At 67.8% G+C, this 26815-nt stretch carries 25 protein-coding genes; 24 read left to right on the top strand and 1 reads right to left on the bottom strand.

All coding sequences use genetic code 11. The features are described 5' to 3' along the window. The first annotated feature begins 98 nt into the window (after positions 1–98). The 23 genes from AZC_RS08950 to AZC_RS09060 all read left to right on the top strand — a co-directional run bounded on the left by AZC_RS08950 (position 99) and on the right by AZC_RS09060 (position 23842). Positions 99–1193: a L,D-transpeptidase family protein gene (locus tag AZC_RS08950; RefSeq protein ID WP_052285900.1), complete on the top strand. Its 1095-nt coding sequence runs from the start codon at positions 99–101 to the stop codon at positions 1191–1193. A 203-nt stretch (positions 1194–1396) separates the two neighbouring features. Next, entirely contained in the window at positions 1397–2161 is a 765-nt protein-coding gene (locus AZC_RS08955; RefSeq protein ID WP_052285901.1) for an extensin-like domain-containing protein, read from the top strand. 74 nt (positions 2162–2235) lie between these two features. Further along, complete coding sequence (locus AZC_RS08960) at positions 2236–2889, top strand: protein-L-isoaspartate(D-aspartate) O-methyltransferase (protein ID WP_043879119.1); 654 nt, start codon at positions 2236–2238, stop codon at positions 2887–2889. Positions 2890–3324: 435 nt separating this feature from the next. After that, positions 3325–5415 carry a TonB-dependent receptor gene (locus tag AZC_RS08965; RefSeq protein ID WP_043879120.1) on the top strand — a complete coding sequence of 697 codons (2091 nt, stop codon included), beginning with the start codon at positions 3325–3327 and terminating at the stop codon, positions 5413–5415. A gap of 107 nt (positions 5416–5522) precedes the next feature. Continuing rightward, positions 5523–6761, top strand: coding sequence for an alpha/beta hydrolase (locus AZC_RS08970; RefSeq protein WP_244421816.1), 1239 nt, complete (start codon positions 5523–5525; stop codon positions 6759–6761). A gap of 155 nt (positions 6762–6916) precedes the next feature. Beyond that, on the top strand, positions 6917–7948 hold the full coding sequence (locus AZC_RS08975; RefSeq protein ID WP_052285902.1) for a murein hydrolase activator EnvC family protein: 1032 nt from the start codon (positions 6917–6919) through the stop codon (positions 7946–7948). A gap of 114 nt (positions 7949–8062) precedes the next feature. Beyond that, positions 8063–9091 carry a beta-N-acetylhexosaminidase gene (gene nagZ, locus AZC_RS08980; protein WP_012170260.1) on the top strand — a complete coding sequence of 343 codons (1029 nt, stop codon included), beginning with the start codon at positions 8063–8065 and terminating at the stop codon, positions 9089–9091. Further along, positions 9088–9987: a segregation and condensation protein A gene (locus tag AZC_RS08985; RefSeq protein WP_420794832.1), complete on the top strand. Its 900-nt coding sequence runs from the start codon at positions 9088–9090 to the stop codon at positions 9985–9987. The genes nagZ and AZC_RS08985 overlap by 4 nt, the downstream gene beginning before the upstream one ends. Continuing rightward, positions 9984–10781 (top strand): SMC-Scp complex subunit ScpB, encoded by a 798-nt coding sequence (scpB, locus tag AZC_RS08990; RefSeq protein ID WP_012170262.1) that lies wholly within the window; start codon positions 9984–9986, stop codon positions 10779–10781. Before AZC_RS08985 ends, scpB begins: the two co-directional genes overlap by 4 nt. Then, the gene (locus AZC_RS08995; RefSeq protein ID WP_012170263.1) at positions 10778–11869 is read left to right on the top strand and encodes an ABC transporter ATP-binding protein; all 1092 of its coding nucleotides are present in this window, start codon (positions 10778–10780) and stop codon (positions 11867–11869) included. Before scpB ends, AZC_RS08995 begins: the two co-directional genes overlap by 4 nt. Positions 11870–11938: 69 nt before the next feature. Then, on the top strand, positions 11939–12166 hold the full coding sequence (locus AZC_RS09000; protein WP_012170264.1) for a twin-arginine translocase TatA/TatE family subunit: 228 nt from the start codon (positions 11939–11941) through the stop codon (positions 12164–12166). Positions 12167–12317: 151 nt separating this feature from the next. Beyond that, positions 12318–12935, top strand: coding sequence for a Sec-independent protein translocase protein TatB (gene tatB, locus AZC_RS09005; RefSeq protein WP_012170265.1), 618 nt, complete (start codon positions 12318–12320; stop codon positions 12933–12935). A 33-nt stretch (positions 12936–12968) separates the two neighbouring features. Next, positions 12969–13769, top strand: a complete 801-nt coding sequence (gene tatC / locus AZC_RS09010; protein ID WP_012170266.1) for a twin-arginine translocase subunit TatC — start codon at positions 12969–12971, stop codon at positions 13767–13769. Between the two features lie 195 nt (positions 13770–13964). Continuing rightward, entirely contained in the window at positions 13965–15302 is a 1338-nt protein-coding gene (gene serS, locus AZC_RS09015) for a serine--tRNA ligase (protein WP_012170267.1), read from the top strand. Positions 15303–15703: 401 nt separating this feature from the next. After that, a complete protein-coding gene (locus tag AZC_RS09020; RefSeq protein ID WP_012170268.1) occupies positions 15704–16027 on the top strand; it encodes an FtsB family cell division protein in 324 nt (107 codons plus the stop codon). A 158-nt stretch (positions 16028–16185) separates the two neighbouring features. Beyond that, on the top strand, positions 16186–17199 hold the full coding sequence (gene pdhA / locus AZC_RS09025; protein ID WP_012170269.1) for a pyruvate dehydrogenase (acetyl-transferring) E1 component subunit alpha: 1014 nt from the start codon (positions 16186–16188) through the stop codon (positions 17197–17199). Positions 17200–17209: 10 nt separating this feature from the next. Next, positions 17210–17557: a hypothetical protein gene (locus AZC_RS24375; protein ID WP_012170270.1), complete on the top strand. Its 348-nt coding sequence runs from the start codon at positions 17210–17212 to the stop codon at positions 17555–17557. Positions 17558–17562: 5 nt separating this feature from the next. Continuing rightward, a complete protein-coding gene (locus AZC_RS09035) occupies positions 17563–18963 on the top strand; it encodes a pyruvate dehydrogenase complex E1 component subunit beta (RefSeq protein WP_012170271.1) in 1401 nt (466 codons plus the stop codon). A gap of 15 nt (positions 18964–18978) precedes the next feature. Next, positions 18979–20358: a pyruvate dehydrogenase complex dihydrolipoamide acetyltransferase gene (locus AZC_RS09040; protein ID WP_012170272.1), complete on the top strand. Its 1380-nt coding sequence runs from the start codon at positions 18979–18981 to the stop codon at positions 20356–20358. A 147-nt stretch (positions 20359–20505) separates the two neighbouring features. Then, positions 20506–20742 (top strand): YdcH family protein, encoded by a 237-nt coding sequence (locus tag AZC_RS09045; protein ID WP_012170273.1) that lies wholly within the window; start codon positions 20506–20508, stop codon positions 20740–20742. Positions 20743–20861: 119 nt separating this feature from the next. Next, positions 20862–22280: a dihydrolipoyl dehydrogenase gene (gene lpdA, locus AZC_RS09050; protein WP_012170274.1), complete on the top strand. Its 1419-nt coding sequence runs from the start codon at positions 20862–20864 to the stop codon at positions 22278–22280. Between the two features lie 145 nt (positions 22281–22425). After that, on the top strand, positions 22426–23379 hold the full coding sequence (gene lipA, locus AZC_RS09055) for a lipoyl synthase (RefSeq protein WP_012170275.1): 954 nt from the start codon (positions 22426–22428) through the stop codon (positions 23377–23379). 4 nt (positions 23380–23383) lie between these two features. Continuing rightward, positions 23384–23842 (top strand): type II toxin-antitoxin system RatA family toxin, encoded by a 459-nt coding sequence (locus tag AZC_RS09060; protein WP_012170276.1) that lies wholly within the window; start codon positions 23384–23386, stop codon positions 23840–23842. A 315-nt stretch (positions 23843–24157) separates the two neighbouring features. Here the strand turns inward: AZC_RS09060 and aroC are convergent, their stop codons facing one another. Beyond that, positions 24158–25273, bottom strand: a complete 1116-nt coding sequence (gene aroC / locus AZC_RS09065) for a chorismate synthase (RefSeq protein ID WP_012170277.1) — start codon at positions 25271–25273, stop codon at positions 24158–24160. A gap of 193 nt (positions 25274–25466) precedes the next feature. On the opposite strand from aroC, the gene AZC_RS09070 reads away from it, so the two are divergent. Further along, positions 25467–26804 carry a hemolysin family protein gene (locus tag AZC_RS09070; RefSeq protein ID WP_012170278.1) on the top strand — a complete coding sequence of 446 codons (1338 nt, stop codon included), beginning with the start codon at positions 25467–25469 and terminating at the stop codon, positions 26802–26804. Positions 26805–26815: the final 11 nt, after the last annotated feature.

Raw genomic sequence — 26815 nt, forward strand, 5'->3', positions numbered from 1 at the left:
GGCGGCGTTCGGGCGGGGGCGGGCGGTGCTCAGTTGCCGGAACAAGTGGCGTCGCCCGCCGTTGCGTCACAGCTTGTTTCACGATGCCGGGGAGACCGATGTCCGCGCCGCGCCTGATGGGATGGTGTCTTGTGGTGCTCATGGCGCTCAGCGCCCCGGCGCTGGCGCTCACCCCCGACGAGATCAACACAGCGCCCTTCGTGGCCGACCCGGCGACGCCGTCGGCCGCGAGCCCTTCTGATGCCACCAATGAGAATCCGGCGAAGTCCAAGTCTGGAAAGGCCGGAAAGGACAAGTCCGCCCGCAAGCGCGACAAGGACAAGCCGAAGGGGCCGCAGGGGCTCATCGTCAAGGTGCAGGTGCTGCTCGCCCGCAAGAGCATCTCGCCGGGCGAGATCGACGGCATGGATGGCGAGAACTACCGCAAGGCCCTCGCGCAGTTCCGCCGCCAGAACGCCCTCGGAGAGGGCGACCGGCTGGACGAGGCCACCTGGGCGGCGCTGGGCGGCCCGACCACCACCGACATCGTGACCACCTACACCGTCACCGCGAAGGATGCGCGCATGCGCTTCCCGCGCACCATTCCGCACGATTTCGCCAAGCAGGCGAGGATGAAGCGGCTGGATTTCACCAGCCCGACGGAGATGTACGCCGAGCGCTTCCACATGAGCGAAGGGCTGCTCAAGGCGCTCAATCCCCGTCTCAAGACGCTGAAGGCAGGGGATGCCATTTCGGTGCTTCAGGTGGCCCATGATCGCCCGACCCAGCCGGTGGAGCGCATGGAGGCGGTGAAGGCGACCGGCATGCTCGTGCTCTACGGGCCGGGTGACGCCATCATCGCCAGCTATCCCGCCACCATCGGCAGCGCGGACACCCCCTCGCCGGAAGGCGATTACAAGGTCCTGCGCATCGCCCATGATCCGCGCTACGAATACGATCCCAAGAAGAATTTCCAGCAGGGCCGCAACACCCGCCGCCTCATGCTGCCGCCGGGTCCCAACAATCCGGTCGGCACGGTCTGGATCGCCCTGTCGAAGCCGACCTTCGGCATCCACGGCACCCCCGCACCCTCGCAGGTGAGCAAGACGTCCTCCCACGGCTGTGTGCGCCTCACCAATTGGGATGCGGAGGAAGTGGCGGCCCTCATCAAGCCGGGCGTGAAGATGCGCTTCGTCGAGCCCTCCGGCTCATGAGGCGGGGTGTGCGGGCGCTCGCCGGCTGCGTTGTGCTGCTCCTGCTGGCGTCGAACGGGGCATCACCCGCGGCGGCAGCACCGCAGCGGCCGCCAGCCTCGGTGAGCCAGCCGCACCCGCCGCCAGCGCCCGTGCGGGCCGCGAAGCGACAGGGGCGTCTGCCGCCCGATGGGGCGCCGCTCCCTGTCCCGTCGCCTCTGCGCATGGCGGTAGATGCCGTGAAGCGGCAGGGCCTGCTGGGCGCGCCGACGGTTCCGCTGCCTCTGCCGCGTCCCGTGGAGATCGGCGGAAAGCCGGCCGCGCCGCCGGTTGCCGAGGCACCCACGCCCACGCCCCAGCCCAAGCCGGACATTGCGCCCGAGGACAGTGCCCCGACGCCCGAGCCCATGGAGGGCGAGGCCTATGCCGCCTGCCTCAAGACGTTCGAGGCCAGGGGCGGAGAGCCCGTGCCGCGGGAGCAGGGGGAGGGCACGTCGGACGGCGATGGCGCCTGCACCATTCCCGGCGCCGTCACCTTTTCCCGTATCAAGCTGGTGGAGGGCGGCACGGTGGCGCTGGAAAGTGCCGTCACCGTGCGGTGCACGCTGGCGGTGGAACTCGCCGGATGGGTGCGGGAGGATCTGGCGCCGCTGGTGCAGCGTCAGGGCGGCGAACTCTCCGGCCTCACCGGCGTCGGCGGGCAGGCCTGCCGCCCGCGCAACGGCCAGAAGGGCGCGCAGATCAGCGAGCACGCCAGCGGCAATGCCTTCGATCTCCTCGGCCTCAAGCTGAAGGACGGCAAGGTGGTCGAGCTGTGGAAGGCAGAGGCAGGAACGAAGGATCTGCGCGCGGGCGTGCGCGAGAGCGCCTGTGCCCGGTTCCGCACGGTGCTGGGGCCGGGAGCGGATAGCGCCCACGCCAACCATGTGCATCTCGACATGCGCCAGCGCCGCAACGATTTCCGCATGTGCCAGTGGAATGTGGACTAGGCGGGCGCCCGCGCCCCCGTGTTTCAATGGGGCGCGAAGGTGCTTTACAGTCGCATCGTCAGGGGGCGCTTGGCATGACCGACAGTGAAGCCGAACGGGCGGAGCGGGCCGCCTTCATCCTCAGCCTGCGGCGGCGGGGCATCCGGGATCTGGCGGTGCTGCGGGCGCTGGAGCTGGTGCCGCGCGGCCTCTTCGTGGACCCGACTTTGCGTCGCCATGCCTATGAGGATGTGGCACTCCCCATCGCCTGCGGGCAGACCATGTCCCAGCCGAGCCTCGTCGCCCTGATGACCGAGGCACTCGCGCTCAATGCCGAGCATACGGTGCTCGAGATTGGCACGGGGTCGGGCTATCAGGCCGCCGTCCTCTCCCATCTCGCGGCGCAGGTGGTGACCATGGACCGCTACCGGGCGCTGGTGGGCGAGGCGCAGACGCGCTTTCAGGTGCTCGGCCTGCGCAACGTCGCCGCCTTCGTGGGGGACGGCACGCAGGGCCTGCCGGGCCGCGCGCCCTATGATCGCATCATGATCACCGCCGCAACCGGGGAGGTGCCCCGCGCGCTGGTGGATCAACTGAAACCGGGCGGCGTCCTCATCGCCCCCATCGGCGCGCCCCGCGAGGTGCAGAAGCTCCGCCGGTTCATCAAGGATGGCGGCAACCTTGAGGCGAGCGACCTCATGGACGTGCGCTTCGTGCCGCTGGTCGCCGGGGTGGCCGCGCTGCTCTGATCGGTTCCGCCGACGCCGCGCGGACCCCTCCGATCTTCCCAAGGCCGACGAAGTCGCGCCGGTTCGCTCCGCCCGTGATGGGCGGTGGGGGCTGGCGTGTGCCCTCGATGCGCTTCCCGTAATCTTCCGGGGTAGGGAGGTATTGGGTGGGGTAATTTTTGGTTTGTAAAACTAAAATCTTCTGAAGAAGAAGTCCTCTAATCTGATCTTGATTTATTGACTCGGTCTAACGCAGGTGTGAGCATGTATATGAAGTGAATTCGTGATCAATAAATTGGAGAGTTGCAGTTATTTTGTGGCTCTTCTTCTGGTGGTGGGATCGGGTCTGTGCAAATCGATATGAAAATCTCCGGCTCGGCTATGCCCAAGCCGGGGCTTCCCGTGCGGGCGAGCCTCTGCGCGTTTTCCGCAACGCTCGTCGCCGGATGCACGCTAATGGGCGCGGCGCCCGCTCTGGCGCAGCAGGCGGGTGGCGATGTGGTGCTTGATACCGTGACCGTTCAGGCAGATGGCCCCCGCTCGGCGCTGCCGCCGCCGTTCCCCGGCGGACAGGTGGCACAGGGCGCGCAACTCGGCCTTCTCGGCAATACGGATCTCTTCAGCACCCCCTTCAGCCTCATCAGCTACACGAGCGAAGCGATCCGCGACCGGCAGGCGGTGACTGCGGCGGATGCGCTGATCCTCGATCCGTCGGTCCGCGTGACCAGTCCGCCCGGAGGGCTGCTGGATTCCTATTACATCCGCGGCTTTCCCATCAACGAAGGAACGGCAGGCGAAATCGCCTTCGCCGGCGTCTATGGGGTGGCGCCGTCCTTCCGCATCTTCAACGACTATGTGGAGCGCATCGAGGTCCTGAAGGGGCCGGGCGCGCTGCTCTACGGCATGTCGCCGAACGGCGGCGTGGGTGGCGTCATCAACATCGTCCCCAAGGTCGCCCAGGGCGATCTCACACGGCTGAGCACGGGCTATGCCTCCGATGCGAGCGGCAACCTCCATGCGGATGTCTCCCGCCGCTATGGCGAGGGTCAGGAATTCGGGGTGCGCTTTTCCGGCGGCCTCGCGGCCGGCGATACGCCGCTCGAGAACCAGTCCGACCGCTTCAAGGTTGGAGCGCTGGCCCTCGATTATCAGGGCGAGCGCTATCGCGCGTGGCTCAATGTCCTGGCGCAGAACGAGAATATCACCGCGCCCTCGCGCCCTTACTTCATGGCGAGCGGGGTTGCCGTGCCGCCGGCGCCCGACGGCAGCACGAACGTCACGCAGCCATGGGAATGGTCGCGGTCGCAGGACACGTCGGTCCTGCTGCGCAACGAGTATGACCTCACCGACAACATCATGATCTTCGCCAATGCGGGTGGTGGCAATTCGCAGGTGGAGCGCTTCTTCGGCCTGCCGACCATCCTCAATCCCATCGGCACCACCTCGTCGGCGATCCAGTATTACGATCTCGACGTCAACCGCTACACGCTGGAGGGCGGCGTCCGCGCCAAGTTCCAGACCGGCTTCGTCAACCATACGCTGACGGTGCAGGGTTCCTATTATAACGAGACGCAGGACCGCGCCTTCCCGAAGAGCCCCGGCTCGGTGCTGTCCAACCTCTATGCGCCGGTGACCCGGCCGCAGCTCTATTACGTCCCGACGACGCCGACCCCTCTCTCCGACAGCACGCTCAGCGGCGTGTCGGTGGCCGATACGCTGGGCGTGCTGGAGGACCGCATCCAGGTCACGCTGGGCGCCCGCCTGCAGAAGGTGGAGTCCAACAATTATTCGGCGACCACAGGCGCGCGCACGAATCCCTATGACGAGACCGCCGTCTCGCCCATGGCCGGCATCGTCGTGAAGCCGCTGTCCAACGTCTCCTTCTATGCCAATTATATCGAGGGGCTGAGCCGCGGCGATCAGGCGCCTGCCACCGCGGCCAATGCCGGGCAGATCTTCGCGCCCTATCAGGCGAAGCAGGCCGAGATCGGCGTCAAGGCGGAGTTCGGCAAGCTGGTGACGACGCTTGCCCTGTTCCAGATTTCCAAGCCCAGCGCGGAGCTCAGCCCGACGCTCGTCTATTCGGTCAGCGGCGAGCAGCGGGTGCGTGGCATCGAACTGGAGGTGTTCGGTGAGGTGACGCCGGGCGTGCGGGTCGTCGGCGGCGTGACGCTGATGGACGGCGAGATCGTCCAGAGCGTGACGGCGGCGAGCCTCGGAAACACGCCCATCGGCGTGCCCGGCGTGCAGGCCAATATCGGCGGCGAATGGGACCTGCCCTGGATCAAGGGACTCACGGCCACCGGCGCGCTCATCTACACCGGCAAGCAGTACGTCAATCTGGCCAACACCCAGTGGCTGCCGGACTGGACGCGGGTGGATCTCGGCTTGCGTTACGTCACCACCATCGCGGACCACCGCACCACGTTCCGGGCGAGCGTGCAGAATGTCGCGGACACCTCCTACTGGTCCGGCGTTGCCTCGTTCGGCACCTTCTCGCTGGGGGCGCCGCGAACCTTCCTCGTCTCCATGGACGTCGATTTCTGATCGGCCCGCATTGCGCCTCCGCTCCCGCTGATCTACCAAGAAGGCGGTGGCGGTGGAGCGGTAATAGGATGCGTTTGATGCTGGCGGCGCGGCCTTTTCGATGCGTCATGGCCATCGCCGTGGTGCTGCTCGTCACCGCCTGCGGCGGTCGCCCGCCCGGTGTTCTCGTGCCCGTTCAGGCCCCCGACGTGCCCGGCACCTCCAAGGTGTCGATGATCGTCGCCACCACCCGCGCCAAGGCCACCACCACGACGGACATGTTCTCCGGCGAGCGCGGCAAGGCGCCGAGCTTTGCGGAGATCACCGTCTCCCTTCCGCCGGACGCCGCGCGTCAGGTGGGCGAGGTCCAGTGGCCGCGCAGCGTGCCGGGCAACCCGGCCACCGACTTTGTCGTGACGGATGCGCAGGACCTCTCCATGCCGCAGGCGCAGGCCTGGCTGAACCGGGACGTCGCCAAGCGGCCGAAGCACCGCGTGCTGGTGTTCATCCACGGCTATAACAACCGCTTCGACGATGCCGTCTTCCGTTTCGCGCAGATCGTGCACGATTCCGGCGCGGACGTGACGCCGATCCTCTTCACCTGGCCTTCGCGCGGCAGCCTGCTGGCCTATGGCTACGACCGGGAGAGCGCCGTCTATTCCCGCGACGCCCTCGAAACCCTCCTCACCGCTCTCAACAAGGACCCCGCGGTGGGCGAGATTTCCGTGCTCGCGCACTCCATGGGCAATTGGGTGACCTTCGAGGCGCTGCGCCAGATGGCCATCCGCAACGGCCGGGTGCTGCCGAAGATCAAGAACATCATGCTGGCCGCGCCCGACGTGGACGTGGATATCTTCAACAGCCAGTGGCAGGACCTCGGCACGCCGTCGCCCAACGTCACCATCTTCGTCTCGCAGGATGACAAGGCGCTGCGCGTCTCCCAGCGCGTGTGGGGTTCGCGTGCCCGCCTCGGCCAGATCGATCCCGAGCAGGAGCCGTTCCGCAGCGAGTTCGAGGCCCGCAAGATCAACGTCTATGACCTCACCAAGCTGAACACGCCGGACGGGCTCAACCACGGCAAGTTCGCCGAGAGCCCGGAAGTGGTGCGGATGATCGGCGGGCGCATCGCCGCGCAGTCCACCATCACGGATAGCCGCGAGGGCGTAGGCGATCGCATCGTGCAGGTGACGCAGGGCGCGGCTTCCGCCGTCGGTCAGGCGGCGGGCGTGGTCATCGCGGCGCCGGTGGCGGTGGTGGATTCCAACACCCGCGACAATCTGAGCTCGCAGGTGGAGAACCTCGGTGGCACCGTGTCCTCGACGGTGCATTCCACCACCAACATGATGACAACGCCCCCTTCACAATGAGGCGAGTTGTGGCTTGCGTGCCACAGTCTCGCTATTCTTGTGGCTGAGACGGATGCTTAAGCGGGCGTTTACCCGATCCGACTTTACTCCACGACATGTTCGGTGCGTGCGAGTTGGGTCACATGACATCTTCCGGCAAAATCTTGGGGCGTATTGTGACCGCGCGCTTTGCCGTGGTGGGCCTGTTGGCCGCCGGTGTGGCGGGTTGCAGCGCGGATGTGACACGATTCTCTGAAGCTGGCGGTGGCCCCCAGGCCTCCCTGCCGCGTCAGGGTTCGCCGGAGGTCACGGGGTCTCTGGGCGCCGCGCCCTCGGCGCGGGTTGATTCGGCGCCCATCGGCGCGCCGGTCGGTTCCGCCCAGACGGCCTATGCGCCGGCCAATACCTATGGCAATTCGGGCGGCCAGCCGCTCTACGGCTCCTCCGCCTACAACACGCCACCCGTGGCGCCTGCGCCGCAGGCGGCTCCGGCGGCGCACACAGCCGCTGCTGCGGCGCCGCGCACCCCGGCGCCCGGTCCGCAGCCGCTCGGCACCTTGTCCTCTACCCAGCCGGCACCTGCCCGTGCGTCGCAGCCGGTTGCGGCGGCGCCGCTGGCCACCCCGGCTCCCGCGCCCGTCGCCGCAGCTCCCGCCGCGCCGAAGACGCAGCAGGTGGCTGCCGCGACCCCAGTCGTGACGCCCGCCACGCCGGCCGTTCCCGCCAAGACCGCGGCCGTGACGCCCGCCGCCACCTCTGCGCCCGCCGCGGCCAAGGTGGATGCTGCCGCCAAGGATGACGTGGACGAGGCCCGCTCGCCGGGTTCCGGTCCGCAGTTCCGCGCGCCGGTCCGTGGTCGCGTGATCTCCGGCTTTGGCCCCAAGCCCGGCGGCACCCGCAACGATGGCGTGAATTTCGCCGTGCCGGAAGGCACCGCCGTGCGCGCCGCCGAGGACGGCACGGTCGCCTATGCCGGCAACGAGCTGAAGGGCTACGGCAACCTCGTTCTCATCAAGCATGCGGACGGCTTTGTCACCGCCTATGCCCACAACAGCGAGATCAGCGTAAAGCGCGGCGACACCGTGCGGCGCGGCCAGATCATCGCCAAGGCGGGCCAGAGTGGCGGTGTCACCACGCCCCAGTTGCACTTTGAGATCCGCAAGGGTTCGCAGCCGGTCGATCCGAGCCAGTATGTGGCCGGCCTCTGACGGGCGTTCGGTTTCCTCCTGTCTTGACGGCCGGGCTTGCCCGGCCGTTTTTCTGTCTTCCCCGCAACTGGCGGGCCGCTTGACGCTCCCCGTGCCCGCCGATAGGCCGCAGTCATGACCTTTGCCCCTTCCGGAACCCGCGCCCTCATTGTCGGCCTCTCCGGCCTCCGCCTCACCGAGGGCGAGCGCGATTTCCTGCGCGCGGTGCGCCCCTGGGGCCTCATCCTGTTCGCCCGCAACGTGGATACGCCCGAGCAGGTAGCCCATCTGGTGGCCGAAGGGCGCGAGGTTCTGGGCTGGCGCGCGCCGGTGCTCATCGATCAGGAAGGCGGCCGGGTGCAGCGCCTGCGCCCGCCGTTCTGGATCGACTATCCCCCCGCCGAGCAGTTCGGCGCGATTTACAAGGCGGACAAGGCCCGCGCGCTGAAGGCGGTCCACCTCAACTCCCGCCTCATCGCCGCCGATCTCGCCGCTCTCGGCATCGACGTGGACTGCCTGCCGGTGGCGGACCTGCGCCTGCCGGAAGGCCATGGCGTCATCGGCAACCGGGCCTATGGAAGCGAGCCGTCCACGGTCGCCGCGCTGGCGAGTGCCGCCGCGCGCGGCCTCATGGAGGGCGGCGTCCTGCCGGTGCTCAAGCACATCCCCGGCCACGGCCGTGCCCCGGCGGACAGCCACGAGCATCTGCCCACCGTCACCGCCAGCCGTTCGGAGCTGGAGGCGACGGACTTTGCCGCCTTCATGTCGCTGAACACCCTGCCGCTCGGCATGACCGCCCACGTGGTCTATGCTGCCATCGACAAGCACAACCCCGCCACCACCTCGCGCGTCGTGCTGGATGATGTGGTGCGCGGTTTTATCGGCTTCGACGGGGCGCTGATGAGCGATGACCTGTCCATGAAGGCGCTCTCCGGCTCGTTCGCCGAGCGCGCCCGCGCGTCCATCGCCGCCGGCTGCGATCTGCTGCTCCATTGCAACGGCCAGATGGACGAGATGCGCGCGGTGGCGAGCGAGAGCCCGCTGCTGGCCGGCGCTGCCGCCGAGCGGGCGGCGCGGGCGCTCGCCCGCCGCATCGATCCGCCGGCCACCGATCTCGACGCCATCCGCGACGAGCTGGCCGTGCTGCTCGAACAGCCGGTCTGATGGCGACCGGCGCGCCTCCGTCTGAGGAAGAGGGCCCCGCCGGGCCGGGCGCGTCCGATTTCATGGAAGACCAGCTCCCCGCCGCCGGTGAGGGGGCCTTCGTGGTGGACCTCGACGGTTTCGAGGGGCCGCTCGACCTGCTGCTGACGCTGGCGCGCACGCAGAAGGTGGACCTCCACCGCATCTCGATCCTGGCTCTGGCGGACCAGTATCTCGCCTTCATCGAGGAGGCGCGGCGGGTGCGCCTGGAGCTTGCCGCCGACTATCTCGTGATGGCGGCCTGGCTCGCCTATCTCAAATCCCGCCTGCTGCTGCCGGCGCCGCCCAAGGAAGACGGGCCGAGTGCCGAGGAACTGGCGGCCGCCTTCACCCGGCGCCTGCGGCATCTGGAGCGCATCCGCAAGGCGGCCGAGCAACTGATGGCCCGCGAGCGGCTCGGCGTCACCGTCTTTCCGCGCACGCCGCCGGACGAGAGCAATCCGGACACGCGGCCGGTGGTCTTCACCGCCACGCTCTATGATCTGCTCTCGGCCTATGCCACCCAGCGGCAGAAGCAGGCGCTCTCCTTCGTGACGCTGAAGACCCGCATGGTCTGGTCGCTCGCCGATGCGCGCGAGCGGCTGGAGCGGCTGCTCGGGACCACCTTGGGCGACTGGATGCGCCTCGACGAGTTCCTGATAGACTACATGACGACGCCGGAGCAGAAGGCGACCGCGCTCGCCTCCAGCTTCTCCGCCACTCTGGAGATGGTGCGCGAGGGCAAGCTGGACATCCGGCAGGATGCGCCCTTCGCGCCGCTCTGGCTGCGGTCGAGGGCCGGGCAGGGTGCGGACCCGCTTGCGCCTTCGAGTGGCGAGGATACGGCTGAGGACGGGACGAAGGACGCGGGCGCTTGAACGGGGGACGCCGCTTGGAGGAAGGGGAGGGGCGGGAGCCCGAAGAGGTGGAGGCGGGCGCGCCAGCGTCGCGCCGTGCCGCTCCGCGCCTCGACCTGTTCGACGTCCGTCCGGACGACGAGCGCGCCGTCGCGCTGGCCCGCGATCTCCGGATCATCGAGGCGCTGCTCTTCACCGCTGCCGCCCCGATCGATTCCGCCGCCATTGCCGCGCGCCTGCCCGAGAAGACGGACATCCGCGCGCTGATGGACATTCTGGCCGCCGATTACGCCCGGCGCGGCGTCAATCTCGTGCGGGTGGCGGGCGGCTGGATGCTGCGCACCGCGCCGGACCTTGCGGCCGTGGTGAGCCAGGGGGCGGTGGAAACACGCAAGCTATCGCGTGCCGCGGTCGAGGTGCTCGCCATCATCGCCTATCACCAGCCGGTCACCCGCGCGGAGATCGAGGACATCCGCGGCGTCTCCACCTCCAAGGGCACGCTGGATGTGCTGCTTGAGAGCGGCTGGGTGCGCCTGCGCGGCCGCCGCAAGGCGCCGGGGCGTCCTGTCACCTATGGCACCACGCCGGCCTTCCTCGTGCATTTCGGCCTCGACGCCCTTCAGGATCTGCCCGGCCTCGATGAACTGCGCGGCGCCGGCCTGCTCGACGGGCGCATTCCGGCCGGCTTCTCCATTCCGTTGCCTTCCGACGATTCGACCCTGCGCGACGATGAGGAGCCGCTGGAGAAGGAGTCGCTGGATCTCGCGCTGGCGCCGCTGCTCGATTATGCGGAGCGCGACGAGGAAGAGGAATGAACGCCGAAATGCCCATGCCGCGTGGCCGCTCCCCCGCAACCTTCGCCAAGGGGCTCGGCTTCGAGGCCATCACCCTGTCCTATGGTTCCGTCCAGGCGGTGCGCGGCCTCACGCTCGCGGTGGAGCCGGGGGAGGTGCTGTGCCTTCTCGGTCCCTCGGGTTGCGGCAAGACCTCGCTCCTGCGCCTCGCCGCAGGCATCGAGACGCCAGACAGCGGCCGCCTGACGGTGGACGGCATCGAGGTGGCGGGGCCGTCCGCCTTCGTGCCGCCGGAGCGGCGGGGCATCGGCCTCGTGTTTCAGGACTATGCGCTGTTCCCGCACCTGACGAATCTCGAGAATGTCATGTTCGGCCTCTCCCGCCTGCGGCGGGCGGAAGCGGAGGCAGAGGCCCGCCGCGCGCTGGCGCGGGTGGATCTGGAGCGCTTCGCGGGGGCTTATCCCCATGAATTGTCGGGCGGCCAGCAGCAGCGCGTGGCGCTCGCCCGCGCGCTCGCCCCCCGCCCTGGCATTCTCTTGCTGGACGAACCCTTCTCCGGCCTCGACCGGCGGCTGCGCGACCAGGTGCGCGCCGACACGCTGGCGGTGCTGCGCGAGGCCCGCGCCACCTGCATCATCGTGACCCACGACCCGGAAGAGGCCATGCGGCTCGGCGACCGCATCGCCCTGCTGCGGCACGGTCTTCTGATCCAGCTCGGAACGCCGGAGGCGCTTTATCGCGCGCCCGCCGACATGGGTGTCGCCCGCTTCTTCTGTGAGCTTTATGAACTGCCGGGCGTCGTCTCCGGCGGCGCGGTGGAGACGGCGTTCGGGCGTTTTCCTGCCCCCGCGCATGTGCCGGATGGCCCGGCGGCGGTGGCGGTGCGGCCCCATGGCTTCCGGTTCTCCACAGGGGCGGGCGGCGCGCGGGGCCGGGTGATCGAGAAGCGTTTCCTTGGGGAAGTCGATCTCCTGGAAGTGATCGCAGAGGGTCTGGAGCGTCCGCTCGTGGCCCGCGTGCGGCCCGGCGGCGATATTTGCCGCAGTCAGGACGTGCAGATCCACGTCGATCCGGCCGAGGTTCTTGTTTTCGCCGCTTCCGAGCCCTAGTTTCTCAGGTCAAAGCGGATGGGCGGGGACACGCACGTTCCTCAAGGACGTCCTCACGGAGGGTGAGTTATGGGTTCGATGAGCATCTGGCACTGGATCGTGGTGCTGGCCGTGGTGCTCCTTCTGTTCGGTCGCGGCAAGATCTCCGACCTGATGGGCGACGTGGCGAAGGGCATCAAGTCCTTCAAGAAGGGCATGGCCGAGGACGACGACGCGCCCGCCAAGCCGGCCGAGCCGCCGCGCGCCGTGCCGCATCAGGCGACGCCCGCGCCGGAGAGCGAGAAGAAGGCGGTCTGACGGCCCCACGGCACGACGCTCGGCCGGGACATCGTTCCGGCCGATGGTATATCCGCGCGGCACTGAAGCGTTACCCCATCCGGCACCTGCGTTCCGCCAGGTGCCGTTGGCATGAAAGGGCCGCGGTTCCCGCCGCAGGCAGAGAGCCGTCATGTTCGATATCGGCTGGTCGGAGTTCATGTTGATCGGCGTCGTGGCGCTGATCGTCATCGGCCCCAAGGAACTGCCGTCCGTGCTGCGGACGGTGGGCAAGACGGTCACGAAGCTGCGCCGCATGGCGGGCGAGTTCCAGGGGCAGTTCAACGAGGCGTTGCGCGAGGCCGAACTGTCCGACATCCGCAACGATATCGGCAACATCGTCGGCGGCGTGAAGGACAGCGTCACCAAGTCCTTCCCCGGCACCGAGGCGTTCGACCCCCTGCGCAACATCCGCGAGGACATCCGCGCCTCGGTGGAGAGCGCCACCAAGCCGCCGGAGGCGGCGGTGGCTCCCGAGGCGCCGGCGGTGCCGGCCTATGATCCCCATCGCGAGATGCGCGAAGCCATTGCGGGCGCCGTTGCCAAGGCGACCGGCAGCACCGCTGCGGCTGCCGCAACGGTTACCCCGCTCGCGGCCGCACCGACGGTTGCGGTGGAGCGCGCGCCGGCCGAGCCTCTCGTGCCCCTGCCGGGGCCGGCGGCGGAACCGGTGCTCGACACCGGCACCGATCTGTCGCAGAACCACGGCGCGCCTGCGCAGGCCGAGCACAAGTCTGCCACCGGCGCGTGACGCAGCGGAACAATCGAGGCATACGGACCTGACATGAGCGAGGAGGAAATCGACGCCTCGAAGGCCCCGCTGATCGAGCATCTGATCGAACTGCGCGCGCGACTGATCAAGTCGGTGATCGCCTTCCTGATCGCCTTCTTCCTCTGCTTCACTCTCGCCAAGCAGATCTACAACATCCTGCTGTGGCCCTATGAGTTCGCCTCCGGCTTCTCGGGCGGCGTGAAGCTCATCTATACGGCGCCGCAGGAATTCCTCTTCACGCAGATCAAGCTCGGCATGTTCGGGGCGGCGTTCCTGTCCTTCCCCATCGTCGCGACGCAGGTCTACATGTTCGTGGCGCCGGGCCTCTACCGGCACGAGAAGCAGGCCTTCCTGCCCTATCTCATCGCCACGCCCATCTGTTTCCTGATCGGCGCGATGTTCGTCTATTTCGTCGCCATGCCGCTGGCGATGACCTACTTCCTGAACATGCAGCAGGCGGGCGGCGACGGTCGGGCGGAAATCTCGCTGCTGCCGCGTGTGTCCGAATATCTCTCGCTGATCACCACGCTGATCCTCGCCTTCGGCATCTGCTTCCAGCTTCCGGTCATCCTGACGCTGCTGGGCCGCATCGGTGTCATCACCTCGGACCAGCTCAAGAAATTCCGGCGCTATGCCATCGTCGGCGTGTTCATCCTCGCCGCCGTGCTGACGCCGCCGGACGTGGTGAGCCAGCTGTCCCTTGCGATCCCGACGCTGCTTCTCTACGAAATCTCCGTCTATCTGGTGCGTGTCGTGGAGAAGCGCCGGGCGGCGGAAGAGGCGGCGCGCGAGGCCGGCTCCGGCGACGCCTGATCCTTCTCAAGGCACGCATCCTTTCGGGTTTCAACGATGGTCGGACGGCTCCCTCGGGGCCGTCATGGCCGGGCTTGCTCCGGCCATCCACGGACCGGGCGCCGCCGGCGCGGCGGGGCGGCGTGGATGCCCGGCACTGGGCCGGCATGACGGCGAGGGGCGCCCGGCCATCCGGTCTGCGGCGGAGCCGATTTCATGCATGACATCAAGTGGATTCGCGAGGAGCCCGAGGCTCTGGTGCGCGCGCTCGTGCGCCGTCAGGTGGCGAAGGACGAGGCGGTCGCCCTGCGCGACAAGCTCCTTTCCCTCGACACCGCCCGCCGCGAGACGCTGACCAAGCTGGAAGGCCTGCTCGCCCGCCGCAACGCCGCCTCCAAGGAGATCGGCCAGGCCAAGGCCGCCAAGGACGAGGCCCGCGCGGCCGCTCTGATGGACGAGGTGGCGAAGCTGAAGGTGGACGTGCCGGAACTGGAGCAGTCCGCCAAGGCCATCGAGGGGGAACTGGACGGCCTGCTCGCCGCCATTCCCAACGTGCCGCTTGAAAGCGTGCCGGAGGGCAAGGACGAGCACGACAATGTCGAGCTGAAGGTCGTCGGCACCAAGCGCAACTATGCCTTCACGCCGAAGCAGCATTTCGAGCTGGGCGAGGCGCTCGGCCTCATGGACTTCGAGACCGCCTCGAAGCTCTCGGGCGCCCGTTTCGTGGTGAACAAGGGGCCGCTCGCCCGTCTGGAGCGCGCGCTCGGCCAGTTCTTCCTCGACATGCATGTGGAGCAACACGGCTACACGGAAGTGAACCCGCCGCTGCTGGTGCGCGACGAGACCATGTATGGCACGGCGCAACTGCCGAAGTTCTTTGACGACCAGTTCGCCGTTTACGCCGGCTCCACCCAACGGGCGATCGGGGATGAAACCGATGCCGAGCGCTACTGGCTCATCCCCACGGCCGAAGTGCCCCTGACCAATCTGGTGCGAGACTCGATCCTCTCCGAGGACGAACTGCCGCTGCGCTTCACCGCCAATACGCCTTGCTTCCGCGCCGAGGCGGGATCGGCGGGGCGTGACACACGCGGCATGATCCGCCAGCACCAGTTCACCAAGGTGGAGATGGTCTCCATCACCACGCCGGAGACCTCGGAGGAGGAGCATCACCGCATGCTCGCCTGCGCCGAGGCGGTGTTGCAGAAGCTCGATTTGCATTATCGCGTGGTGACGCTGTGCACCGGCGACATGGGCTTTGCCTCGCGCAAGACCTTCGACATCGAGGTCTGGCTGCCCGGCCAGAACGCCTATCGCGAGATTTCGTCCTGCTCCGTCTGCGGCGACTTCCAGGCCCGGCGCATGAATGCCCGCTACCGTCCCGCCGAGGGCAAGGGGCCGCGCTTCGTTCATACGCTGAACGGCTCCGGCGTCGCCGTCGGCCGCGCGCTGGTGGCGGTGCTGGAGACCTATCAGCAGGAGGACGGCTCCATCGTCGTCCCCGACGTGCTCCAGTCCTACATGGGCGGCGTGACGGTCATCGCGAAGGCGTGATCCGAAGGGCGTTGCTGTTGTGCAGCGACTGCGAGGCCAACTCCCCTTGCGGGGGAGGGCTGGGGAGGGGGGTAATGCCCTCTCCACCTGAGCGTCCCATGAGCACCGCGGGGTGCGTTCCGGCGCACCCGGTCGCGGTCGCGTGTACCCCCCTCCCAACCCTCCCCCGCAAGGGGGGAGGGCTTTTGCGCGGCGCGACACATCCTAACGTCCTGCTTCATCGGCTCGTTGGCAGCTCCCTCCCCCCTTGCGGGGGAGGGTTGGGGAGGGGGGTAATGCCCTCTCCGTCCGAGCAAGCGCCAAAGGTCCCCCAACTCGCCTCGGCCGCACTGCGCAGCAGGAGCTGGCGCGAACCCCGCCCTTAACCGCGCTTCAACCTTGCTGGGCCACACTTGCCGCCCATGCAGACCCGTTCGCGCATCCGTGCCTTCTTCTTCGCCCTGCTACTCTATGTCGTGGCCGGCGGGGTGATCGGCTATTTCGCCTATCACGCCTACAATGGCGACCATGGGCTCATGGCCAAGCGGAACTACGAGCAGGACGTGGTGCGGCTGGAGACTGAACTCGCCGCCCTGAAGTCCCAGAGGCAGGCGTTGGAGCACAAGGTCTCCCTGCTTGATCCCCGATCCATCGATCCCGATCTGCTGGATGAAGAAGGGCGCAAACAGCTCGATTTCATCAATGCGAAGGACCTCGTATTGATCAAAGGGGAGAAAATGAACTGACAATAAGTTCATATCCCAAATGAACTTAAACGCAGTTCATTCCAGCAAAATCAAGCATTTGCAACGTGTTGCGGTGCAGCAAAGCACTTTTTCCGCTTTGGACTGTCCCTGAGGTGCGCTAGAGGAGAGGCCGGCTCTAGCGTTTCCTGAGGAAGTCGATGGCAGCGAGAAAACCTTCCGCCCGGGCAGAGGCGGCTCCGGCCGGCGTACCGACCTTCACCAAAGAGCAGGAATTGCTCGCCTATCGCGAGATGCTGCTGATCCGGCGTTTCGAGGAGAAGGCCGGCCAGATGTACGGCATGGGCCTCATCGGCGGCTTCTGCCACCTCTACATCGGCCAGGAAGCGGTCGTCGTCGGCATGCAGATGGCGATGAAGCAGGGCGACCAGGTGATCACCGGTTACCGGGATCACGGCCACATGCTGGCCACCGGGATGGAGTCGCGCGGCGTCATGGCCGAGCTGACCGGCCGCAAGGGCGGCTACTCCAAGGGCAAGGGCGGCTCGATGCACATGTTCAGCATCGAGAAACAGTTCTTCGGCGGCCACGGCATCGTGGGCGCGCAGGTGTCGCTGGGCACCGGCCTCGGCTTCGCGAACCACTATCGCGAGAACGGCTCCGTCTCGGTCACCTATTTCGGTGACGGCGCGGCCAACCAGGGCCAGGTCTACGAGAGCTTCAACATGGCCGAGCTCTGGAAGCTCCCGGTCGTGTACGTGATCGAGAACAACAAGTACGCCATGGGCACCGCGGTGAGCCGCGCCTCCGCCCAGACGGACTTCTCCAAGCGCGGCCAGTCCTTCAACATCCCCGGCGAGCAGGTGGATGGCATGGACGTGCGCGCCGTCAAGGCCGCCGGCGAGCGCGCCCTTGAGTTCGCCCGCTCCGGCAAGGGCCCCTACATCCTCGAGATGCAGACCTACCGCTATCGCGGCCACTCCATGTCCGATCCGGCCAAGTACCGGTCGAAGGAGGAGGTGCAGAAGATGCGGACCGAGCACGATCCCATCGAGCAGGTGCGCAACCGCCTGCTGGAGGCCGGCCTCGTCACCGAGGACGAACTGAAGAAGGTGGATGCGGAGATCCGCGACATCGTCAACGATGCCGCCGATTTCGCCACCCACGATCCGGAACCCGATCCGTCCGAGCTGTACACGGACATCGTGCGCTGACGAGCTGCCCGTGGCGGTCGTGGCCCTCATCGTCCTCTTTCTTGCGCTGGCGAGTGCCGTCGCCAGCTGGGGCGTTGCCGTGACCGAGGGATTGAAGGCGAAGGGGGCCGCGGAGGCGGCCGGCGGATCCCACGGCTCCGTCTCCATGGCCCATCTGGTGCTGTGGCCCTTCGCCGCCCGTCTGCTTTCCGGACCCGCCGCCGATCCTGCGCGCCGGGTGGGCAAGGCCCAGGTGGCCTTCATCGCAGCCTTGATGATCGCGGTTGCCGCGGTCTCCGTTTACACCAACCTTTCGGCCGTGCGCCCGCCGTCTGCCGCTCCGGCAGCCCCGGGAGCCGCTCCGTCCAGCAAGAGCTGACAGCCATGCCCGTCGATATTCTCATGCCGGCCCTGTCTCCGACCATGGAGAAGGGCAACCTCACGAAGTGGGTGAAGAAGGAAGGCGACACGGTCAAGGCCGGCGACGTCATCGCCGAGATCGAGACCGACAAGGCCACCATGGAAGTGGAGGCCGTGGACGAGGGCATCCTCGGCAAGATCCTGATCCCGGAAGGCACGCAGGACGTGGCCGTGAACACCCCCATCGCCGTGATCCTTGGCGAGGGTGAGGACGCCTCCGCAGCCAGCACGCCGGCGCCGCAGCAGAAGGTCGCCGAGAGCGCCGCCCCGGCCTCCCCGGTGGCCGCCGCCGCCCCGGCGCCGCAGGCGAGCGTGCCCTCCGCCGTCGCCAACCCGCCGGTCGTCACCTCCCAGCCTGATCCGGAAGTGCCCGCGGGCACCGAGATGGTCACGATGACCGTGCGCGAAGCGCTGCGCGACGCCATGGCCGAAGAGATGCGCCGCGACGGCGACGTCTTCGTGATGGGTGAGGAGGTCGCCGAATATCAGGGCGCCTACAAGATCACCCAGGGCCTCCTGCAGGAATTCGGCGCCAAGCGCGTGGTGGACACCCCCATCACCGAACACGGCTTCGCCGGCATGGGCGTGGGCGCCGCCATGGCGGGCCTCAAGCCCATCATCGAGTTCATGACCTTCAACTTCGCCATGCAGGCGATCGACCAGATCATCAACTCCGCCGCCAAGACGCTCTACATGTCCGGCGGCCAGGTGCAGTGCTCGGTGGTGTTCCGCGGCCCGAACGGCGCCGCCGCCCGCGTCGCCGCCCAGCACAGCCAGGATTATGCGGCCTGGTACAGCCACATCCCCGGCCTCAAGGTGGTGGCGCCTTATACGGCGGCAGACGCCAAGGGCCTGCTCAAGGCGGCCATCCGCGATCCGAACCCGGTCATCTTCCTTGAGAACGAGATCCTCTACGGCCACTCCTTCGAGGTGCCGAAGCTGGACGATTACGTGCTGCCCATCGGCAAGGCCCGCATCGCCCGCGCCGGCAAGGATGTGACGCTCGTCTCCTGGTCCATCGGCATGACCTATACGCTGAAGGCGGCCGAGGAACTGGCCAAGCAGGGCATCGAGGCGGAGGTCATCGACCTGCGCACGATCCGTCCCATGGACGTGCCCACCATCATCGAATCGGTGAAGAAGACCGGCCGCTGCGTCACCGTCGAGGAAGGCTGGCCGCAGTCCGGCGTCGGTTCCGAGATCGCCGCCCAGCTCATGGAAAAGGCGTTCGACTATCTCGACGCTCCCGTGCTGCGCGTGACCGGCAAGGATGTGCCCATGCCGTATGCCGCCAATCTCGAAAAGCTCGCGCTGCCGAACGTCGCCGAGGTGATCGAGGCGGTGCGCGCGGTCACCTATCGCTGAGCGGGAGGAGCAGACATGCCCATCGAGATCCTGATGCCGGCCCTGTCTCCCACCATGGAGAAGGGCAACCTCGCCAAGTGGCTCAAGAAGGAAGGTGACAGCGTCAAGTCCGGCGACGTCATCGCCGAGATCGAGACCGACAAGGCCACCATGGAAGTGGAGGCCGTCGACGAGGGCGTCCTCGCCAAGATCGTGGTGCCGGAAGGGTCGCAGGACGTGCCGGTGAACCAGCTCATCGCGGTTCTGGCCGGCGAGGGCGAGGATGTCGCCGCGGCTGCGGCCTCCGCCGGCTCCGGCGGCGCCAAGCCGGCCGCGGCGCCCGCTCCGGCGGCGGCCCCGGCTGCGGCTCCCGCCGCTGCCCCGGCGCCTGTGGCGGCTCCGGCTGCGGCCCCCGCTCCGGCGGCCGCGCCTGTCGCTGCCGCCCCCACCGGTGGCCGCGTGTTCGCCTCGCCGCTGGCCCGTCGCCTCGCGAAGGAGAAGGGCATCGATCTCGCGGCGCTGGCGGGCTCCGGTCCGCGCGGCCGCATCATCGCCCGCGACGTGGAAGGGGCGAAGCCCGGTGCGGCTCCGGCTGCCGCCGCTGCGGCCCCGGCCGCTGCCGCGCCCGCTCCCGCTCCCAAGGCGACTGCGGCTGCCGCGCCCGCCGTCTCCGGCCCGACCGCCGATCAGGTCAAGGCGCTGTTCGCCGAGGGCACCTATGAGGAGGTGCAGCTCGATGGCATGCGCAAGACCATCGCCAAGCGCCTTGTGGAGAGCGAGCAGCTCACGCCCACCTTCTACCTCTCGGTGGATTGCGACATCGACGACCTGATGAAGCTGCGCGAGACGGTCAACGCCTCCGCGCCGAAGGACAAGGACGGCAAGCCCGGCTTCCGCGTCTCGGTCAACGACTTCGTCATCAAGGCGCTGGCGCTGGCGCTCCAGAAGGTGCCCGCCGCCAATGCCGTGTGGGCCGAGGACCGTATCCTGCGCCTCAAGCACTCGGACGTGGGCGTCGCGGTGGCCATCGACGGTGGCCTGTTCGCGCCCATCGTGAAGAAGGCGGAGCAGAAGACGCTCTCGGCCATCTCCAACGAGATGCGCGACCTCGCCACCCGCGCCCGCACCAAGAAGCTGAAGCCCGACGAGTATCAGGGCGGCTCCACCTCGGTGTCGAACCTCGGCATGATGGGCGTGCGCGACTTCGTGGCCATCATCAACGCGCCGCAGTCCTCGATCCTGGCGGTCGGCGCCAGCGAGCAGCGGCCGGTGGTGCGTGGCGGCGAGATCAAGATCGCCACCCAGTTCACCGCCACCATCACCTGCGATCACCGCGTGATGGATGGTGCGCTGGGCGCCGAATTGCTCGCCGCGTTCAAGGGCTTCATCGAGAACCCCATGTCCATGCTGGTGTGACCGTCTGGCCGGGGGCGCCCCGCGCCCCCGGTTCCGCGCGGCCCGGTTCTGTCCCTGCGGCAGATCAAATCGCGGGGCGGCGGGACAGTGTAGCTGCTGGTGCCAGAGGCGGTGCGCCGCCTCAGCCAACACAGGAGGACGCTTCCCATGAGCCACACCCCGCACGAGATCCTCGCCGAGTTCCCCGAGCACGCGGACAAGATCCACGCTTTGCGGCAGGCGAACGCTCATTTCGCCCGTCTCTATGACGAGTATCACGAGGTCAACCGCTCGGTTCACCGGGCCGAGACCGATCTGGAGCCGCGCTCCGACGCCGACGTGGAAAGCCTCCGCAAGCAGCGGATGCGGCTCAAGGACGAGATTTACGCCCTGCTGACGCACTGATCCGGCGCACCGGGGCCGAGCCTGACCTCAGGCTCCGCTCCGGCCGCGCATGCGGGAGGATCAGCAGGAAGACCCCATCGACCCACCGGCCGCGCGCGGCGGAAGGGGAGGAGAGACCCATGGCTGAGACTTCCTACGATGTGATCGTGATCGGCGGCGGCCCCGGCGGCTATGTGGCCGCCATCCGCGCCGCGCAGCTCGGATTCAAGACCGCGGTGGTGGAGAAGAAGCACCTCGGCGGCATCTGCCTCAACTGGGGCTGCATCCCCACCAAGGCCCTGCTGCGCTCCGCCGAAATCTATCACTATATGGAGCACGCCAAGGACTACGGCCTCTCCGCCGAGAAGATCGGCTTCGACATCGGCGCGGTGGTGAAGCGCTCGCGCGGCGTGTCGCAGCAGCTGAACACCGGCGTCGGCTTCCTGATGAAGAAGAACAAGATCGACGTGATCTGGGGCTCGGCCACCCTGACGGCGCCGGGCAAGATCAAGGTCGAGGCGGCCCCCGATGCCCCCAAGGGCGCACTCGGCGGCGGCGACTATCTCGGCAAGCACATCATCGTCGCCACCGGTGCCCGCCCGCGCGCGCTGCCCGGCATCGAGCCCGACAAGAAGCTCATCTGGACCTATTTCGAGGCCATGGTGCCCGACCGCATGCCGAAGTCGCTGCTGGTCATGGGTTCCGGCGCCATCGGCATCGAGTTCGCCTCCTTCTACAAGACCATGGGCGCCGATGTGACCGTGGTCGAGGTGATGCCGCAGATCCTCCCCGTGGAGGATGAGGAGATCGCCGCCCTCGCGCGCAAGCGCTTCGAGAAGCAGGGCATGAAGATCCTCTCCGGCGCCAAGGTGACGGGCGTCACCAAGCAGGCGGACAGCCTCACCGTGCACGTGGAGGATTCCAAGGGCGCCAAGCAGGACTTCCAGGTGGAGCGCATGATCTCCGCCGTGGGCGTGGTCGGCAATGTGGACGGCCTCGGCCTCGAGAACCTCGGTGTGAAGATCGAGCGCGGCATCATCGTCACGGACGGCTACGGCCGCACCAACGTGCCGGGCGTCTATGCCATCGGCGACGTGGCGGGGGCGCCCATGCTGGCCCACAAGGCCGAGCATGAGGGCGTGATCTGCGTCGAGACCATCAAGGGTCTCCACACCCACCCAATGGACAAGGCCAAGATCCCCGGCTGCACCTATTGCACGCCGCAGATCGCCTCCGTCGGCCTCACCGAGAAGAAGGCCCGCGAGCTCGGCCGTGACATCCGCGTCGGCCGCTTCCCCTTCATCGGCAACGGCAAGGCCATTGCGCTGGGCGAGCCGGAGGGTCTGGTCAAGACCATCTTCGACAAGAAAACCGGCGAGCTGCTGGGCGCCCATCTCATTGGTGCGGAAGTGACCGAGCTGATCCAGGGCTTCGTCATCGCCATGAACCTTGAGACCACCGAGGAAGAGCTGATCCACGCGGTGTTCCCGCATCCCACGCTCTCCGAGACCATGCACGAGAGCGTGCTGGACGCCTACGGGCGCGTGATCCACACCTGATCGGGCGCCAGCGCCCGGGCGGCACTGTCGCGCCCGGCGCATTCCTCGTTTGCGGCGCGGCGCCTCGACGCTGGCGGCGGCCGCAGCTAAGACATATGTGAATGACGGCCCGGCTCGGGGCCGGCTCGAAACAGATGCGGTCCCCATGGTCACGGTCGTCAACACGCTGAACCGGCCCCGTCATCCGGAAAAGCAGAACCGTCCGGAAACGGAAGTCCTGCGCAAGCCGGACTGGATCCGCGTGAAGGCGCCGGGCTCCGCCGGCTGGTCCAACACGGCCGGCATCGTGCGCGCCAATGGCCTGCACACGGTGTGCGAGGAAGCCGGCTGCCCGAACATCGGTGAGTGCTGGGAGAAGAAGCACGCCACCTTCATGATCATGGGCGACACCTGCACGCGCGCCTGCTCTTTCTGCAACGTGCGCACCGGCATGCCCAAGGCGCTCGATCTCGACGAGCCGCAGAAGGTGGGCGAGGCGGTGGCCAAGCTCGGCCTTTCCCACGTGGTCATCACCTCGGTGGACCGCGACGACCTCACTGACGGCGGGGCCGAGCATTTCGCCCGCACGATTGCGTCCATCCGCAAGCTCAGCCCCGGCACCACCATCGAGATCCTGACCCCGGACTTCCTGCGCAAGCCGGGGGCCATAGAGGTGGTGGTCGCGGCCCGCCCCGACGTCTTCAACCACAATCTGGAGACGGTGCCGGGCAAGTATCTGACGGTGCGACCCGGCGCGCGCTACTTCCATTCGCTCCGCCTGCTCCAGCAGGTGAAGGAACTCGACCCGTCCATCTTCACCAAGTCCGGCATCATGGTCGGGCTCGGCGAGGAGCGGAACGAGGTGCTCCAGCTCATGGATGACCTGCGGGCGGCGGAAGTCGACTTCATGACCATCGGCCAGTATCTCCAGCCCACCCGCAAGCACCACAAGGTGGAGCGCTTCGTGACGCCGGACGAGTTCAAGGCCTATGAGACGGTGGCCTATGCCAAGGGCTTCCTGATGGTCTCGTCCAGCCCGCTCACCCGCTCGTCGCACCATGCGGGCGACGATTTCGCCAAGCTCAGGGCCGCCCGCGAGGCGAAGCTCGGCCGGATCTGATCGCGTGCCCTCCTTCTCGACCAAGAGGGTGGTGCGCCACTCGCCGCTCAACATGTTCGATCTCGTGGCGGATGTGGAGCAGTATCCGGAGTTCGTGCCTCTGTGCGAGGCGCTGCGGGTGCGCCGCCGGACTCAGAGCGGCGAGGGCGTCGAGATTCTCGTCGCGGACATGACGGTCGCCTACAAGCTCATCCGCGAGACCTTCACATCCCGCGTGACGCTGGACCGCCCGCGCCGGGTGATCCATGTGGAATATCTCGACGGCCCCTTCAGCCGCCTCGACAACCGCTGGGAGTTCCTTACGGCGGGCGATGGGCAGTGCGAGGTGCGCTTCTCCATTTCCTATGAGTTCCGCTCGCGCACGCTGGGCCTGCTGATGGGCGCCATGTTCGACGCCGCCTTCCGCCGTTTTGCGGATGCCTTCGAGAAGCGCGCCGACGAGGTCTACGGCAAGGCCGCCTGAGGCGTTTGGCAGGTGAGCGCGGCCGGGCCAAGGCGGGCGATGTTGGATTGGGCGTCGGCCAGTGGTGCCCGTTCGGGGCGCGGCCTTATCTTCCCGACTGCATAACGCATCCGAACCGTCATTGACGCTCGCGCCCGTGATGTCCCTCGAGGACCGTCATGCCCGGACTTGATCCGGGCATCCACGGGCTCCGGCTTGGCGCGCCTTGAGAGGTCTGTGCTGTCGGCGCGGCGTGGATGCCCGGGACAAGCCCGGGCATGACGGCCGAGGGAGCGAAGGAGTGGCCCCAATGCAGTGATGGGCAGGGCCGCCGCATCAGCCCCGCTGGAACGGCCACACGGGGGTCGTGCCGACCTGCCCGCGATGGCGCAGGAGGTGGTCGGCCAACACGCACAGCATCATGGCTTCGCCAACGGGCACGGCGCGGATGCCGACGCAGGGGTCGTGGCGGCCCTTGGTGATGAGGTCTTCCTCGGTGCCGAACTTGTCCACCGTCCGGCGGGGCGTGAGGATGGAAGAGGTGGGCTTCACCGCGAAGCGCGCCACCACGGGCTCGCCGCTGGAGATGCCGCCGAGGATGCCGCCGGCGTGGTTGGAGAGGAAATACGGCCGGCCGTCATTGCCGGTGCGCATCTCGTCCGCATTCTCCTCGCCGGTGAGGCGGGCGGCGTTGAAGCCCTCGCCGATCTCCACGCCCTTCACGGCATTGATGCTCATGAAGGCGGCGGCAAGGTCCGCATCCAGCTTGCCGTAGATGGGCGCGCCGAGGCCCGCCGGCACGCCTTCCGCCACCACTTCGATCACCGCGCCGACGGACGAGCCGCGCTTGCGGATGCCGTCGAGATAATCGGTCCACACCGGCACCGTCTCCGGGTCCGGACAGAAGAAGGGGTTCTCGCTCACCTGCGCCCAGTCCCAGCGGGCGCGGTCGATCTCGATCTCGCCGATACGGGTGAGAGCGGCGCGCACGGTCACGCCGGGCAGTACCTTGGCGGCGATGGCGCCGGCCGCGACGCGCATGGCCGTCTCGCGGGCCGAGGAGCGCCCGCCGCCGCGATGGTCCCGCAGGCCGTATTTCAGGTCATAGGTCACGTCCGCATGGCCGGGGCGGTAGCTGCCGGCGATGTCGGCATAGTCCTTGGAGCGCTGGTCCACATTCTCGATGAGCAGGCCGATGGGCGTGCCGGTGGTGACGAGGCCACCCTCCGGATGGTCCATGGTGCCGGAGATGACGCGCACCTGGTCCGGCTCGCGCCGCTGGGTGGTGAAGCGCGACTGGCCGGGCCGGCGCCGGTCGAGCGCAGCCTGCACCTCATCAACGGTAAAGCGCAGGCCGGGCGGGCAGCCGTCCACCACGCAGCCGATGGCCGGGCCATGGCTCTCGCCGAAGGTGGTGACACGGAACAGGTGCCCGAACGTGTTGAACGACATGAGGCTGGCTTCTCTAGAGATTGGCGCGCGGCGGGCCGGTTGATGCTCTGTAGAGCAGATGCCGCCGGGCTGGCAACGCAATGGCCATGCCCACAAGCACTGTCGCACCTCAAACGGGCTTTTGACCGGCTGTCACGCACAGACGGGGCGAGCTGTGTTATGGAGGAGGTGACGGAAGGTCCAACACTCTCCCATGCCCATTCTCGAAATCGCGATTGTTCTTTTTCTTGTTCTCTTGAACGCCCTTCTCGCCGCGGCTGAGCTGTCCATCGTCTCGGTGCGTCCGGCGCGGCTCAAGGCCCGTGCGGATGCCGGCCACCGGGGCGCCAAGGCTGCCCTGCTGCTCGGCGCCGAACCGGGGCGCTTCCTCTCCGTGGTGCAGATCGGCATCACCCTCATCGGCATCCTCGCCGGCGCCTTTTCCGGCGCCAGCCTCGGCGCCTATCTGGCGGAGGTCTTCGTGGGGGCCGGTCTGCCCCATTCGGCCGCCGATCCCCTGGGGTATGCCGTGGCGGTGGGCGGCATCACCTATGTCTCGCTCATCATCGGCGAGCTGATTCCCAAGCGCCTCGCCCTTCAGAACCCCGAGCGCCTCGCCTGCGTGCTGGCGCCGTTGATGCTTAGTCTTTCCAAGTTCGCGGCGCCGGCGGTGTGGGTGCTCGATGCCTCTGCCCGTGGCGTGCTGCGCCTGCTGGGCGAGAAGGACAGCAAGAAGGAAGCGGTCACCGACGAGGAAATCCGCGCCATCATCACCGAGGCGGAGACCGCCGGCGTGATCGACCCGGCCGAGCGGCGGATGATCTCCGGCGTCATGCGCCTCGCCGACCGCCCGGTCACCGCCATCATGACCCCCCGTCCGGATGTCGAATGGGTGGATGTGACGGCCGATCCTGAGGAGATTCGCCAAATCCTGCTGGAGACGCCGCACAGCCGCGTGCCTGCCTGCGAGGGCTCGCCCGAGGAGACCGTGGGCGTCATTCAGGCCAAGAAGCTGCTGAACGCCTATCTCCGCGGCGAGACGCCGGATCCGCGGACCTTCGTGGAGGCGGTGCCCTTCGTGGTGGAAACCATCGGCGCGCTGGAGGCCATGCGCGTGCTGCGCGGGGCCAGCGTGCCCATGGGCATCGTCGTGGACGAGTATGGCGATATGGTCGGCGTCGTCACCGGCTACGACCTGCTCGCCGCCATCACCGGCACCATTCTGGAGCAGGGGGATGAGGCCACCATCGTGCTCGATGGCGACGAACCCCATGTGGTCCAGCGCCTCGACGGCTCCTATCTGATCTCCGGCGAGATGCCCATCGACGACCTGCACGACGTGCTGGGCGTGGAAATTCAGGTGGATGGCCGCTTCAATACGGTGGCGGGCTTTGCGCTGGCGCACCTGAAGGAGATGCCCAAGGTGGGCACGGTGTTCGACGCGCTGGGCTGGCGCTTCGAGATCGTGGACATGGACGGGCGGCGCATCGACAAGCTGCTGATCTCCCGCCCGCCGGTCCTGCACCGGCAGAAGACGCTCCGGACGGCCTGAGGGCCGTCCCG

This window comes from Azorhizobium caulinodans ORS 571 (assembly GCF_000010525.1).
Lineage (GTDB): Bacteria > Pseudomonadota > Alphaproteobacteria > Rhizobiales > Xanthobacteraceae > Azorhizobium > Azorhizobium caulinodans.